Genomic DNA, 13,059 nt, shown 5'->3' on the forward strand with positions numbered 1-13,059 from the left:
CGACGGTTCCGGCGACAGCGCGGGGCGGCTCCGCCCGGGGCTGCCCCCTTGCCGTTCCGCGCTCAGGGATCCAGGCGCTTCCCATCCTCGGCGCGGAAGACGTGCAGCGCCTCGGGCGGGAGGGCGACGGCCAGGGCCCCGTCGCGCGGCGCGGCGCCGGCCAGCTTCACCACCAGCGCCTCGCCCCCTGGCAGCCGGCCATGCACCACCGTCTCCGAGCCCAGCGGCTCGACCAGGTCGATCGCCAGGGCCAGGCCCGCCGGATCGGGCCGCACATGCTCCGGCCGGATGCCGATGGTGACGGGCTCGCCCTCCTGCCCCGGGCGCGGCCCGTCGGCGAAGCGGATCAGCGGCCCGGCCCCGAGCGCGACGGCCCGTCCGCCCTCGGCCAGCCGCCCGGACAGGAAGTTCATCGCCGGGCTGCCGATGAAGCCGGCGACATAGGTGTCGGCCGGGCGCTCGAACACCTCCATCGGCGTCGCCACCTGCGCCGCATGGCCCTGATGCATGACGACGAGGCGGTCGCCGAGGGTCATCGCCTCCACCTGGTCATGGGTGACGAAGAGGCTGGTGACGCCGAGCCGCTTCTGCAGCCGGCGGATCTCGGCGCGCATCTGCACCCGCAGCTTGGCGTCGAGGTTGGAGAGCGGCTCGTCGAAGAGAAAAAGCTTGGGCTCACGCACGATGGCGCGGCCCATGGCGACGCGCTGGCGCTGGCCGCCCGAAAGCTGCCGCGGCCGGCGGTCGAGCAGCGCCTCGATGCCGAGCAGCGCCGCCGCCTCGCGCACCCGCCGCTCAATCTCGGCCCGCGGCAGGCCGCGGATCTTCAGCCCATAGCCCATGTTCTGGGCGACGGTCATGTGCGGGTAGAGCGCGTAGTTCTGGAACACCATGGCGATGTCCCGCTCCGCCGGCTCGAGCGCGGTGACGTCGCGGCCGGCGATGGCGACGCGGCCGCCGCTCGGGCTCTCCAGCCCCGCCACGATGCGCAGCAGCGTCGACTTGCCGCAGCCCGAGGCGCCGACGATGACGATCATCTCGCCGTCCCGGACGGCGAGGTCGACGCCGTGCAGCACCTCCACCGGGCCGAAGGACTTGCGGATGCCCGCGAGGTCCAGCGTCGCCATTACTTCTCCGTCTCCGTCAGGCCCTTGACGAACCAGCGCTGCATGAGCAGCACGACCGCGACGGGCGGCAGCAGCGCCAGCACGCAGGTGGTCATGACCAGGCTCCAGTCGGTGTTGGATTCCGAGCCGATCATCTTCACCATGCCGATCACCACCGTCTCGACATCCTCCGAGGTGGCGACCAGCAGCGGCCAGAGATACTGGTTCCAGCCATAGACGAAGAGGATGACGAAGAGCGCCGCCATGTTGGTGCGCGACAGCGGCAGCACCACGTCGCGGAAGAAGCGCAGCGGCCCGGCGCCGTCCATCTTGGCCGCCTCGACGAACTCGTCGGGGATGGTGAGGAAGAACTGCCGGAACAGCAGCGTCGCGGTGGCCGAGGCGATGATCGGGACGATGAGGCCGGCATAGGTGTTCACCAGGCCGAGGTCGGAGACGACTTTGAAGGTCGGGAAGATCCGCACCTCGACCGGCAGCATCAGGGTGATGAAGATCGACCAGAACACCAGGTTGCGGCCGGGGAAGCGGAAGAAGACCACCGCATAGGCCGAGAGGATGGAGATGGCGATCTTCCCGACCGCGACGCAGAGCGCCATGACAGTGCTGTTCCACAGCATCCGGGCGACCGGCACGCCGGTGGTGCCGCGGCTCCAGGCGGCGGCGTAGTTCTCCGCCGCATGCGGGCCGGGCAGCAGCGGCACCTCGCCGCGGCCGATGGTGGCGGCGTCGTGGCTCGAGCCCATGAGCACGATCCAGAGCGGCAGGGCGAAGAGCACGGTGCCGAGCAGCAGGACGGCATGGGCGAGCCAGTCCGTGCCTCCCTCGCGCCCGGGCGCGGCCGTCCGGGCGGCGCGGGCGTCAGTAGTGGACACGGCGCTCGATGAACCGGAACTGGACGGCGGTGAGGAGGATGACGACGAGCATCAGCACCACCGACTGGGCCGAGGACATGCCGAGGTCGAGATTCACCCGGCCATCGATATAGGCGCGGTAGATCAGCGTCTCCGTCGCCCGGCCCGGCCCGCCCTTGGTCAGCGCGTCGATGACGCCGAAGGTCTCGAAGAAGGCATAGACCAGGTTGACGACGAGCAGGAAGAAGGTGGTCGGCGAGAGCAGCGGGAAGGTGACGGTCCAGAAGCGGTAGGCCGGCCGGGCGCCGTCGATGGCGGCGGCCTCCAGCACCGATTTCGGGATGCTCTGCAGCCCGGCCAGGAAGAAGATGAAGTTGTAGGAGACCTGCTTCCAGGCGGCGGCGAGGATGACCACCAGCATCGCCTGGTTGCCGTTCAGCTTGTAGTCGAAGGGAATGCCGGCGCCGTTGAGGGCGCGGCCGAGCATCCCGATCTGCGGGTGGAACAGGAAGATCCACAGCACCGCGGCGATGGCCGGCGCGATGGCATAGGGCCAGACCAGCAGGGTCCGGTAGAGGCCGGCGCCGCGGATCTGCCGGTCCGCCATCACCGCCAGCAGCAGCGCGGTGCCGAGGGCGATGCAGCTCACCCCCGCCGCGAAGACCAGGGTGTTGCGCAAGGTCTCGAGGTAGAGCGGATCGGCGAAGAGGTCCTGGAAATTCTCGAGGCCGACGAAGCTGGTGCGGATGCCGAAGGCGTCCTGGCGCAGGAAGGCGAACCACACCGCCTGCCCCGCCGGCCAGAAGAAGAAGACGATGGTGATGAGGAGCTGCGGCGCCACCAGCAGGTAGGGCAGCAGCCTGCCCTTGAAGACGGTCTTGCGTTCCACCCCGCCGGCCTCCGGCCTATCAGGCCTTGTTCGCCTTCTCGAAATTCCGCAGCACGACGTTGCCGCGCCGGTTGGCGCTCTCCAGCGCCTGGGCCGCGCCCTGCTGGCCCTGCAGCGCCTTCTCCAGCTCCTCCTGGATGATGTTGCGGATCTCCACCATGCCGCCGAGCCGGAAGCCCATGCTGTTCGGCGTCGGCTCGGCGCGGGAGAGCTGGATGATGGCGGCATCGGCGCCCGGGTTCTGCGCGTAGTAGCCCTCGGCCCTGGCCTTCTCGTAGCCGGCGAGGGTGATCGGCACGTAGCCGGTCGACTTGTGCCACCAGAGGTCCTGCTCGGCCTCGGAGATGAACTGGAAATAGGCGGCGACCGCCTTGTACTCCGCCGGCGTGCGGTTGCGGGCGGTGAGCGTCCAGAGGCTGGCGCCGCCGATGACGCCGTTCTTCGGGCTCTTCGTCAGGTCGTCGTGATAGGGCAGCGGCACCGCGGCCCATTTGAACTTCGCCTCCTTCTCCAGCCGGGAGCGGAGGGAGGAGGACATGAAGCTGATCGCCGCCTCGCCGGCGACGAAGAGCCCGTCCGCAGCGTTGTCGCGGCCACCATAGCGGAACAGCCCGTCCTTCTGCGCCGCCAGCAGGTACTCGACCTGCTTGACGAAGAGCGGGCCGGTGAGCCGCAGCTCGGTCCCCAGCCCCTCGAAGCCGTTGGCCAGGGTGGCGAAGGGCACGTCGTGCATAGCCGCCATCTGCTCGAACATCACCCAGGTCGGCCAGGAGGTGGTCATCGGCACTGGGGTGGCCGTCACCGCCTTCAGCTTCTCCGAGGCCTGGCGGAGCTGCGCCCAGGTCGTCGGCAGATCGGTGGTCGAGAGCCCGGCCTTGGCGAAGGCGTCGAGGTTCAGGAACATGATGGCGGAGGAGGAGTTGAAGGGCATGGAGATCAGCCGGCCCTTCGTGTCGCTGTAATAGCCGCGCACTCCCGCTAGGTAGCGCTTCGGGTCGAGCGCCACGCCGTTCTCGCCCAGCAGCTCGTGCACCGGCCGGATGGCGGGGCCGGCCGACATCATCGTCGCGGTGCCGACCTCGAAGACCTGCACGATATGCGGCGCGTTGCCGGCCCGCCAGGCGGCGATGGCGCCGGTCATGGTGTCGATGTAGCCGCCCTTGAAGCTCGGCACGACGGTCACGGCCGACTGGCTGGCGTTGAAGCGCTTCACCTGCTCGGCGACCACCTCGCCCAGCACCCCCGGCATGGCGTGCCAGAACTGGATCTCGGTGCGGCTTTGGGCCCGGAGCGAGGTCGGCGTGGCGAGGCCGAGGGCGGCGGCCCCGGCCATGAAGGAACGGCGCTGCATGGCGGCGTGGTCTCTCCCTGTCCCGTTCTGCGGTGGGCGGCCAGTAGCCGCCATCGATTGCGTCGCTGTGACAGAAGAACGACAGAACGATGAAGGGGGCAAGCATGATGACGCGCCAGCCAGGGTCATCGCACCGCACTGTGTGCCGCCGGGTGGGTGCTGCTGAACGGCAGGGCGGCCCGCCGGCCGCCCTAACCGCGTCCGGTGCTGGAGCGTGATCGCTTGAGGTGGACTCACCGAAAAACGTGAATCACGCGATCAAACAACGGCCTGGACCATGATCCGCGATCCTGTGTGAGCGGATCATGGTCTAGCGGCCGGGCTCCTTGCCCCGCAGCGCGTCGCCCATGCCGCGCGTCTCCGCCTCGTCGCTCTCGATCGGGCCGGTATAGCCGTCCTCGTTCTGCCAGTAGCCGGCGACACGGTCGAGCGGCACGGTGAGGCGCAGGGTCTCGCCCTCGATATCCGCCACCATGGAGAGCGGCAGCCAGTGATGCCGGCCGCCCGAGCCGCGATCGGTGCGGGTGAGCTTGATGCGCTCGCCATCGAGGTGGTCGACGGTGCCGACATGGCCGCCATCCGCCCCGATCACCTCCATATGCTCGCGGATGTTCTCGCGCGTCGGTCGCATGAGCCTGCCTCCTCCCAGTGGGACGGGGCGGAAACGGCGCAGGCCCCGCCGGGATGCAGGCCGGGGCGCCTCGTTACGCCGCCCGGGTCAGCCGACCAGCCGCTCGTAGAGCGCCGGGTCGGTCGCGCCCTCGGTGCCGAAGAGCAGGATGCGGCTCCCCTCCTCCAGCCCCAGCATGGAGCGGCCGAAGGGATCGCGGGCGGCGAGCAGCAGCCCGGCCAGGCCGGCCACCGCGCTCTCCCCGGCCACCACCTTCGGCTCGCGCCGCGCCAGCAGCTTCATGCAGTCGACCGCCGATTCGTCCGGCACCGCCATCCAGGCGAAGGCCGCCCGCTCCAGCTCCTGCCAGGCGAGCAGGCTCGGCTCGCCGCAGGCAAGGCCGGCCATCAGCGTGTCGAGCTCGCCCTCGATCGCGGTGGGCTGCCCCGCCTCGGCGCTGGCCAGCAGGCAGGCCGCCCGCTCCGGCTCCACCACGATGAGCCGCGGCGCCTCCGCCCGGTAGCGGGCGCGCATCTGCACCGAGACGGCAGCGGCGAGGCCGCCGACGCCGCCCTGGATGAAGACATGCGTCGGCGGCCGGTCCAGCGCCTCGGCCGCCTCCTCGGCCATCAGTCGGTAGCCCTGCATGACGTCGCGCGGCACCTCGGTATAGCCGGCATAGGAGGTGTCGGAGACGACGAACCAGCGCTCCGCCTCGGCGGCCCGCTGCGCCGCCCGCACCGCGTCGTCATAGGTGCCGGGCACCTCGCGGATCTCGGCGCCGTAGCGGGCGATGGCGTCGCGCCGGCCCTGGCTCACCTCGGCATGGACGAAGATGACGCAGCGGGCGCCGAAGCGCTGCGCCCCCCAGGCGACGCTGCGGCCATGGTTGCCGTCGGTCGCGCAGGTCACAGTGATGGCCTGCGTCGCCTCCCGGTAGGTGCCCTCGGCCAGTTCCGCCGCCGTTGCCGCATTGGCGATGCCGCGCCGCGCCAGCTCGGCCTGCAGCAGACGCATCACCGCATAGGCGCCGCCAAGCGCCTTGAAGCTGCCGAGGCCGAAGCGGCTGCCCTCGTCCTTCCAGCGGATCTCCGCCACCCGGGCGCCGGCGGCGAGCTCGGGCAGGGCGAGGAGGGGCGTCGGCGCATAGCCGGGCCAGGCGGTGATCTCCTCCTTCGCCCGGCGGAAACCGGATTCGGGGAGGACGACCACGCCGGGGACCCCGGCATGGCGGTTGAGCAGCAATCGGTAGGAGCGACGGGGAATGGTCATGGCGGGGCGAAAATGGCCCGCTTGCACCGATCCTGCCAAGGCGCGACATGGAAGGCGGTCCGCGCGCGGCGCGAGGAGGGGAGGTGGCCATGCAGATCACGATCCTGGGCGGCGGGGGCTTCCTCGGCCGCAAGCTGGCGCGGCGCCTGGCGCAGGACGGGCAGCTCGGCGGCAAGGCGATCACCGGCCTGACCCTCTTCGACCTCGACGCCCCGCCGCCGCTCGAGGCCCCCTTCCCCGTGCGCTGCCTGGCCGGGAACATCGCCGATCCGGAGGCGGTGAAGGGCGCCCTGCCGCCGGGGACAGAGGTGGTGGTGCATCTGGCCGCCGTGGTCTCGGCCCAGGCCGAGGCGGATTTCGACCTCGGCCTGACGGTGAACCTGCACGGCACGCTGGCGGTGCTGCAGGCCTGCCGCGCCTTGCCGGCGCCGCCCAGGGTGGTCTTCACCTCCTCCGTCGCCAGCTTCAGCGGCGGGCAGGAGGCGCGGCTGGAGGACGATGCCCGCCAGCTCCCCGGCAACAGCTACGGCGCCGAGAAGGCGATGGGCGAGCTGCTGCTGCAGGACGCCTCGCGCAAGGGCTTCGTCGATGCGGTGAGCATCCGCCTGCCCACCGTGATCATCCGCCCCGGCCGGCCGAACAAGGCCGCTTCCTCCTTCGTCTCGGCGATCCTGCGCGAGCCGCTGCTCGGCCTCGAGACCGAGCTGCCGGTGGGCGAGGCCTTCGCGCTCTGGATCTGCTCGCCGCGCCGCGCCGTCGACTGGTTCCTGCACGCCATGACCATGGACACCAAGGCGCTCGGCCTCGACCGCGGCATCAACCCGCCGGGGCGGAGCGCGACGGTGGGCAAGATGCTGAGCGCGCTCGAGACCGTCGCCGGGCCGGAGGCGCGGGCGCGGGTGCGGCACGCGCCCGACCCGGCGATCGAGGCGATCGTCGGCACCTGGCCGGCCAGCTTCACCGCCGAGCGGGCGCGGCGGCTGCTCGGCTTCTCCGAGCAGGAGAGCCTGGAGGAGATCATCGAGGCCTTCATCGCGGACGACCTGGCGGCGACGCGGGCCGAGCGTGGCCTCTGATGCCGGCGGCGGGCGGCGGCCTCAGCCCGCCAGCCGCGGCCAGAGCCACCAGAGCAGCCCGGCCGCGCCGAGCAGCCAGAGCGACACGACCAACGCCGCGCCGGCCCGGCTGACCGGCCGCGCCGCCGCGGCCGCGGCCCGGGCGCGGAACTCGGCGAGCAGCGGCGGCGGGATCAGCCGCGCCGCGAGCAGCAGGCCGAGCGGCAGCAGCACCGCCTCGTCCAGCAGGCCAAGCACCGGGATGGCATCCGGGATCAGGTCGATGGGCGAGAGGGCATAGGCGGCGAGCAGGAAGGCGAGCAGCCGCGCCGACCAGGGGGTGCGCGGGTCGTGCGCGGCGAGCCAGAGCGCATGCGCGTCGCGGCGGATGCCCCGGGCCCAGCGGCGCAGCCGCCGCAGCATCCTAGCCCGCCTCGTCCTTCGCGCCGGCGGCCAGCATGGCGGCGCGGATCGCCGGTGGCACCGGCACCCGCTCGCCGGTATCCTGCCGCACCGCCACCAGCACGGTGCGGCAGGAGAAGCAGAGCCCGCCCTTCCACACCGCGTAGTCGTGCACGAAGCTGGTGCGCTTCACCGAGGCGAAGCGGAGCGTCAGCAGCGCCTCGTCCTCGAAGACCAGGGCGCGGAGGTAGCGTGCCTCGATCTGCGCCACGACCGGGCTCACCGCATCGCCGGCGAAGCGGCCGCCGAGCGCCGACCAGCCCGGCCCGACGCGGAGATCCTCGCAAAGGGTGAGATAAGCCGTGTTGTTGGCATGGCCGAGCGCATCGCATTCGGACCAGCGGATGCGGTGCCGGCGCCAGGCGGCCCAGTCGCCCTCGACCCCGAATTCCTTGCGTTCCGCCGGCGTCATGTCCTGCCCCCGCCCTTGCCTCTGCCGCAGGGGGTACCGCAGCCTGCCGGCGATGCCCAGGGGAGGAGCCGGGGATGACACCGGCGAAGGCCAGCGGAGAGATGTCCGGGCGGCCGGGACCGGGCCGAGGGAGACCATGTCCATGCCATCACGCCGCCGGCTGCTCGCCGCCCCGCTCGGCCTCCTCGCCACCCCTGCCCTGGCCCAGAGCGGCGCCGGGGCGTCCTGGCCGACCGCCCGACCGATCGAGGTCTTCGTCCCCTTCCCGGCCGGCGGCGGCGTCGACACCATGGTGCGCGGCGTGCTGCAGGCGGTGGCGCCGCACCTGCCCGGGGCGCGCTTCGTGGTGACCAACCGGCCCGGCGCCGGCGGGCAGCTCGGCTTCGAGGCGAATTTCAACGCCGCGCCGGACGGCTACACGCTCGGCGCCGCCACCAACACCGCGATGAACGCCATCAGCATCGAGCGGACACCCCGCTACCGGCCGGAGGCCTTCACCTACATCGCCAATGTCGTCGACGACCCGGCCGCCTTCTGGGTGCATCCCGACAGCCCCTGGCAGGGCCTCGCCGACCTCGCCGCGGCGGCGCGGGCGCGGCCCGAGGCCTATGGGGTCGGCACGGCCGGCGTCGGGTCGGACGACCACATCCTGCAACTCTCCTTCGAGGAGGCCACCGGCACGCGGCTGGTCCATGTCCCCTATAACGGCACGGCGCCGACCCTGCGCGACCTGCTCGGCGGCCGCCTGCCGATCGGCAGCTTCAACATGGGCGAGGGCCTGCCCCTGCTGCGGGAGGGCCGCCTGCGCTGCCTCGGCCAGGCCGGGCCGCAGCGCTGGTCTGCCGCGGCGGCGGTGCCGACCTTCCGCGAGCAGGGCTTCGACATCCTCGGCGGCAGCGCCCGCGGCATCGCCGGCCCGCCCGGCCTGCCGGTGGAGATCGCCGAGGCGCTGCGCGCCGCCTTCCGCGCTGCCCTGGCCGACCCGGCCTTCGTCGCCGAGGCGGCGAAGCTGAACCTGCCGCTGCGCCCGCTGATCGGCGAGGCCTATGCGGCGATGATGGCGGCCGACCTCGCCACGCTGCGGCGGCTCTGGGCCAGGCATCCCTGGAAGGAGTAGCCGCTTGCGCAGCCGGGGCCGGGCGGCGAGGCTCGGGGCAAAATCGTCCCGGGAGGACCGCCCATCATGATCCGCCGACGCCAGGCCGTCGCCCGCCTCGCCGCGCTCGCCGGCCCCGCCCTCCTGCCGGGCATCGGCCGGGCGCAGCCCGCCGCCCCGGCCTGGCCGGCCGAGCGGCCGATCGAGGTGGTGGTGCCGGTCCCGCCCGGCGGCGCGCTGGATGCGCTGGCGCGGCTGCTGATGCCGCATGTCTGCGCGCATCTCGGCGAGGGCGCCCGCTTCCTGGTGATCAACCGCCCGGGCGCCGGCACGCAGATCGGCAACGAGGCGATCTTCAACGCGGCGCCGGACGGCTACACGCTCGGCTGCATCACCGCGCCGGCCCTGCCCGCCCTGCCGATCGAACGGCAGGTCCGCTACCGCAGCGCCAATTTCACGTGGCTCGCCAATGTCGTCGACGACCCCAACACCGTCTTCGTGCTCGCCGGCTCGCCGTTGCGGAGCCTCGCCGAGTTGGTCGCCGCGGCACGGGCGCGGCCGGGGGCGCTCACCTATGGCAGCACCGGGGTCGGCGGGGACGACCACATCGCCATGCTGGCCTTCGAGGACTGGGCCGGCACGCCCCCCATGGTGCATGTCCCCTTCACCGGCAGCGCGCCGGCGATCCAGGCGCTGCTCGGCGGCCATCTCGACCTGCTGGTCGGCAATATCAGCGAGCACCTGCCGCTGCAGCAGGAGGGGCGGATCCGCGCCCTCGGCCTCGCCGCCGCCGCCCGATTCGCGCCGCTGCCACAGGTGCCGACCTTCCGCGAGCAGGGTTTCGACCTGATCGCCGGGGCCAGCCGCGGCTTCATCGGCACCCCCGGCCTGCCGGGGCCGATGCGCGCGCGGCTGGAGGCGGCCTTCGCGGCGGCGCTGGACGAGCCGGATTTCCGCCGGGATGCCGAGCGGGCGGGCATGCCGCTGCGCATCCTGCTGGGCGGCGCCTATGCGGCGATGATCGGCGAGATGGAGGCGAATCTGCGCCGCCTCTGGAGTCGCCGTCCCTGGCGGGAATAGACCGGCAGGAATTTTATCACGCTACTGTTGCAGCTTTGTCGCGGCCAGCCTGGGCCTGCGTTGCGTTGCGCAGTCCGTATCGAATACGAGACATACTGTATGCATTCGCCTGATTCGCAGGGTCGGAAAGGCCTCGACACGATTATTCTTGTCCGGAAATTCTACTTATGGTTGTATAGGACAACGCCTGAACAGCCATGTGGCGTTTCCCCGGCCGCGGCTCCCGCTGCGGCTTTGCTTCCAAAACCAGGAAGTTGAATTTAGACTTCTCGTGTTCGCGAGCGGATCGGGAGCCATGTCAGTGACAGTTCGAGACCTCCGCGCGCGGGCCGGCGCGCCGGTGGGTTTGCTAAGATCCGGCATCGGCGCCGAACCGCGCCGCCTGGTGCCGGTACAACCGCGGACCATGGTCGAGCAGGCGGCGGAAGCCATCGTGGCCGGTGCCGCGCGCGGCATCTTCCTGCCCGATGACCGTCTGGTGGAGGCGGAGATCGCCCGCGATCTCGGGATCAGCCGCGTCCCGGTGCGGGAGGCGCTGCGGCTGCTCGAGAGCCAGGGCATCGTCGTCAGCACGCCCTACAAGGGCATGCGGCTCATGCGGGTCAGCAACCGGGGCGTCGCCGCCCTGATGCGGGTCCGCCTCTCGCTCGAGACGCTGGCGGTGCGCGAGGCGCTGGCCCAGCCCGGCGGCCGGGAGCGCTTCGACCGATTGCGCGTCGCTGCCGCCGCCTTCGCCTATGCGCTGGAGGCAACCGACCCGGCCATGCCGGTGCTGGCCGAGGTGGAGTTCCATGCCGAGCTCTGCCGCGCCTCCGGCAACCCCTCCCTGCTGGCCCTCTGGCAGGGCCTGGCGCGGCAGCTCGCCGTGGTCTGGGGCCTAGCGCTGCACCTGCAGGGCGGCATCCCGCAGAACGAGGCGCATGAGGCGCTGCTCGAGGCGCTCGATGCCGGCGACGAGGCGGCCGCGATCGCCACCCTGGTCGAGCATATCGAGCGCTATGCACGGCTCGACTTCGAGACGCTGGTCGCGGAGCGGCGCCGCATCCCGGCCCTCTGAACGCCCCCCCCCCGCGCGGCGGCGTCGCAGGGGCGCGGGCGGGTTCGCGCCGGGCGGTTCGCCACGGCCCCGCGCACCGCTGCCTGGGCTTGCGGCCGGCGGCGAGCAGCGGGAGCATGCCGGTGACCGCCCCACTCGCCGGAGCCAGGCCATGCCGGACACCCTCCCCCCGCACGTCACCCAGAACTGGCTGCTGCGCAAGCCAGCCGCGCGCGGCGCCGGCGGCATGGTGGTCTCGCAGGTGAAGTCGGCGGCCGAGGCCGGCGCCGCCATGCTCGAGGCCGGCGGCACCGCCGCCGATGCCGCGGTCGCCGCCGCCTTCGCCCTCGCCGCGGTCGAGCCGTGGAATTCTGGCCTCGGCGGCATCGGCTTCGCGCAGGTGATGAAGCCCGGCATGGCCCGCGCCGAGACGCTGGATTTCGGCCCGGTCTCGCCCGCTGGCCTCGATCCCAGCGCCTTCCCGCTGACCGGCGGGATGAAGCGCGACCTCTTCCCCTGGCCGGAGGTGGAGGGCGACCGGAATGTCCACGGCCCGCTCTCCTTCGTCATTCCCTCGGCGGTGGCCGGCTACGCCCTGCTGCACGAGCGCTACGGGCGGCTGCCGATGCGCGAGGTGCTGGCCCCGGCCCTGGCGCTGGCCCGGCGCGGCCTGCCGCAGGATTGGTACACCACGCTGAAGGTCGCCTCCTCCGCCGCCGTGCTGCGGCTCTATCCGGAGAGCGCGCGGGTCTACCTGCCGAACGGCTTGCCGCCGGTGCCACCCTATCAGGGCACGCCCGGCAGCTTCCTGCTCGGCCAGCTGCCGGCGACGCTGGAGCGGCTGCAGCAGGCCGGGCTGCGCGACTTCTACGAGGGCGAGATCGCGGCGCAGATCGCGGCCGATGTCCGGGCGATGGGCGGCGTGCTCTCGGCCGCCGACCTGGCCGGGTGCCAGGCCCGCCTCCTGCCCTCCGTCGCCGTTCCCTGGCGTGGGCGCGAGCTGATGCTGGTCAACGGGCTGACCGCCGCGCCGACGCTTCGCCGCGTGCTGGAGCGCATGGCCGATGCCGACTGGTCGGGCGCCGAACCCTCGCCGGCCTGGTATGCCAGCCTCGGCAGGGCGATGCAGGACGCCTATGCCGAGCGCCTCGCCGGCCTCGGCGATGCCGAGCCGAAAGGCGCGGATAGCTGCACCACGCACCTGACCGCCTGCGACAAGGACGGGCTGACCATCGCGATGACGACGACGCTGCTCTCCTCCATGGGCTCGCGCGTCATGCTGCCCGGCACGGGCATCATGATGAACAACGGCGTCATGTGGTTCGACCCGATCCCCGGCACGCCGAACGCCATCGGTCCCGGCAAGCGGCCGCTGAACAACATGTGCCCCGTCATCGCGGCGAGCGGTGGCCAGCCGGAGATCGCGGTCGGCGCCTCGGGCGGGCGGCGCATCATGGCCGCGGTGTTCCAGCTCCTCGCCTTCGTCGCCGATTTCGGCATGGACCCGGAGGCGGCGGCGCATCATCCGCGCATCGACGTCTCCGGTCCCGAGGGCATCAGCGCCGACCGCCGGCTGCCCGAGCCGGTGCTGGCGGCGCTGCGCGGGGCGGGACCGGTCGAGCTGGTGGAGCATGGCGTCATGCCGATCAACTTCGCTTGCCCCAACCTGATCCGCCGCGGCCCCGGCGAGGTGGTCGGCATCAGCGACGCCGCCAGCCCCTGGAGCGCGGCGGTGGCGGGGGGGTGAGGAGCCGGCGGGCGTTGAAGGGGCATTAGCCTACCGCGCCGCATTCTCCCCGGGACGCACGCTTCCCGAGG

The 13,059-nt window shown here is 72.2% G+C and carries 13 protein-coding genes; 5 read left to right on the plus strand and 8 right to left on the minus strand.

What is annotated here, in order from left to right:
• Positions 1 to 62: 62 nt before the first annotated feature.
• From ugpC to HJG45_RS02675, 6 genes are all read right to left on the minus strand, one after another.
• Complete coding sequence (gene ugpC / locus HJG45_RS02650) at positions 63 to 1,127, minus strand: sn-glycerol-3-phosphate ABC transporter ATP-binding protein UgpC (RefSeq protein WP_171610501.1); 1,065 nt, start codon at positions 1,125 to 1,127, stop codon at positions 63 to 65.
• Positions 1,127 to 1,999 carry a sn-glycerol-3-phosphate ABC transporter permease UgpE gene (gene ugpE, locus HJG45_RS02655; RefSeq protein WP_171610502.1) on the minus strand — a complete coding sequence of 291 codons (873 nt, stop codon included), beginning with the start codon at positions 1,997 to 1,999 and terminating at the stop codon, positions 1,127 to 1,129. Before ugpE ends, ugpC begins: the two co-directional genes overlap by 1 nt.
• Positions 1,986 to 2,867, minus strand: coding sequence for a sn-glycerol-3-phosphate ABC transporter permease UgpA (gene ugpA / locus HJG45_RS02660; protein ID WP_171610503.1), 882 nt, complete (start codon positions 2,865 to 2,867; stop codon positions 1,986 to 1,988). The genes ugpE and ugpA overlap by 14 nt, the downstream gene beginning before the upstream one ends.
• Before the next feature lie 19 nt (positions 2,868 to 2,886).
• Entirely contained in the window at positions 2,887 to 4,218 is a 1,332-nt protein-coding gene (gene ugpB / locus HJG45_RS02665) for a sn-glycerol-3-phosphate ABC transporter substrate-binding protein UgpB (protein ID WP_171610504.1), read from the minus strand.
• A 310-nt stretch (positions 4,219 to 4,528) separates the two neighbouring features.
• The gene (locus tag HJG45_RS02670; RefSeq protein ID WP_171610505.1) at positions 4,529 to 4,849 is read right to left on the minus strand and encodes a DUF2171 domain-containing protein; all 321 of its coding nucleotides are present in this window, start codon (positions 4,847 to 4,849) and stop codon (positions 4,529 to 4,531) included.
• Between the two features lie 87 nt (positions 4,850 to 4,936).
• A complete protein-coding gene (locus HJG45_RS02675; protein ID WP_171610506.1) occupies positions 4,937 to 6,100 on the minus strand; it encodes a diaminopropionate ammonia-lyase in 1,164 nt (387 codons plus the stop codon).
• Positions 6,101 to 6,189: 89 nt separating this feature from the next.
• Here HJG45_RS02675 and denD point away from each other — a divergent pair, with 89 nt between their 5' ends.
• Complete coding sequence (gene denD, locus HJG45_RS02680) at positions 6,190 to 7,176, plus strand: D-erythronate dehydrogenase (RefSeq protein WP_171610507.1); 987 nt, start codon at positions 6,190 to 6,192, stop codon at positions 7,174 to 7,176.
• 21 nt (positions 7,177 to 7,197) lie between these two features.
• Here the strand turns inward: denD and HJG45_RS02685 are convergent, their stop codons facing one another.
• A complete protein-coding gene (locus HJG45_RS02685) occupies positions 7,198 to 7,578 on the minus strand; it encodes a YkvA family protein (RefSeq protein WP_171610508.1) in 381 nt (126 codons plus the stop codon).
• Between the two features lies 1 nt (position 7,579).
• Positions 7,580 to 8,029, minus strand: a complete 450-nt coding sequence (locus HJG45_RS02690; RefSeq protein WP_171610509.1) for a thioesterase family protein — start codon at positions 8,027 to 8,029, stop codon at positions 7,580 to 7,582.
• Positions 8,030 to 8,171: 142 nt separating this feature from the next.
• On the opposite strand from HJG45_RS02690, the gene HJG45_RS02695 reads away from it, so the two are divergent.
• The 4 genes from HJG45_RS02695 (at position 8,172) to HJG45_RS02710 (ending at position 12,988) form a co-directional block, all read left to right on the plus strand.
• A complete protein-coding gene (locus tag HJG45_RS02695; protein ID WP_171610510.1) occupies positions 8,172 to 9,146 on the plus strand; it encodes a tripartite tricarboxylate transporter substrate binding protein in 975 nt (324 codons plus the stop codon).
• Positions 9,147 to 9,212: 66 nt separating this feature from the next.
• Positions 9,213 to 10,205, plus strand: a complete 993-nt coding sequence (locus HJG45_RS02700; RefSeq protein ID WP_171610511.1) for a tripartite tricarboxylate transporter substrate binding protein — start codon at positions 9,213 to 9,215, stop codon at positions 10,203 to 10,205.
• A 385-nt stretch (positions 10,206 to 10,590) separates the two neighbouring features.
• Positions 10,591 to 11,262 (plus strand): GntR family transcriptional regulator, encoded by a 672-nt coding sequence (locus HJG45_RS02705; protein WP_171610512.1) that lies wholly within the window; start codon positions 10,591 to 10,593, stop codon positions 11,260 to 11,262.
• A gap of 151 nt (positions 11,263 to 11,413) precedes the next feature.
• Positions 11,414 to 12,988: a gamma-glutamyltransferase gene (locus tag HJG45_RS02710; protein ID WP_171610513.1), complete on the plus strand. Its 1,575-nt coding sequence runs from the start codon at positions 11,414 to 11,416 to the stop codon at positions 12,986 to 12,988.
• Positions 12,989 to 13,059 lie beyond the last annotated feature (71 nt).

The organism is Roseicella sp. DB1501, from assembly GCF_013112485.1.
GTDB lineage: Bacteria > Pseudomonadota > Alphaproteobacteria > Acetobacterales > Acetobacteraceae > Paracraurococcus.

Bases quoted from the DNA above. Each gene is read 5' to 3' on its own strand.
- HJG45_RS02685 (WP_171610508.1), bottom strand. From the start codon at position 7,578: ATGCTGCGGCGGCTGCGCCGCTGGGCCCGGGGCATCCGCCGCGACGCG.
- HJG45_RS02670 (WP_171610505.1), bottom strand. From the start codon at position 4,849: ATGCGACCGACGCGCGAGAACATCCGCGAGCATATGGAGGTGATCGGG.
- ugpB (WP_171610504.1), bottom strand. From the start codon at position 4,218: ATGCAGCGCCGTTCCTTCATGGCCGGGGCCGCCGCCCTCGGCCTCGCC.
- HJG45_RS02675 (WP_171610506.1), bottom strand. From the start codon at position 6,100: ATGACCATTCCCCGTCGCTCCTACCGATTGCTGCTCAACCGCCATGCC.
- ugpC (WP_171610501.1), bottom strand. From the start codon at position 1,127: ATGGCGACGCTGGACCTCGCGGGCATCCGCAAGTCCTTCGGCCCGGTG.
- denD (WP_171610507.1), top strand. From the start codon at position 6,190: ATGCAGATCACGATCCTGGGCGGCGGGGGCTTCCTCGGCCGCAAGCTG.
- HJG45_RS02695 (WP_171610510.1), top strand. From the start codon at position 8,172: ATGCCATCACGCCGCCGGCTGCTCGCCGCCCCGCTCGGCCTCCTCGCC.
- HJG45_RS02710 (WP_171610513.1), top strand. From the start codon at position 11,414: ATGCCGGACACCCTCCCCCCGCACGTCACCCAGAACTGGCTGCTGCGC.
- HJG45_RS02690 (WP_171610509.1), bottom strand. From the start codon at position 8,029: ATGACGCCGGCGGAACGCAAGGAATTCGGGGTCGAGGGCGACTGGGCC.
- HJG45_RS02700 (WP_171610511.1), top strand. From the start codon at position 9,213: ATGATCCGCCGACGCCAGGCCGTCGCCCGCCTCGCCGCGCTCGCCGGC.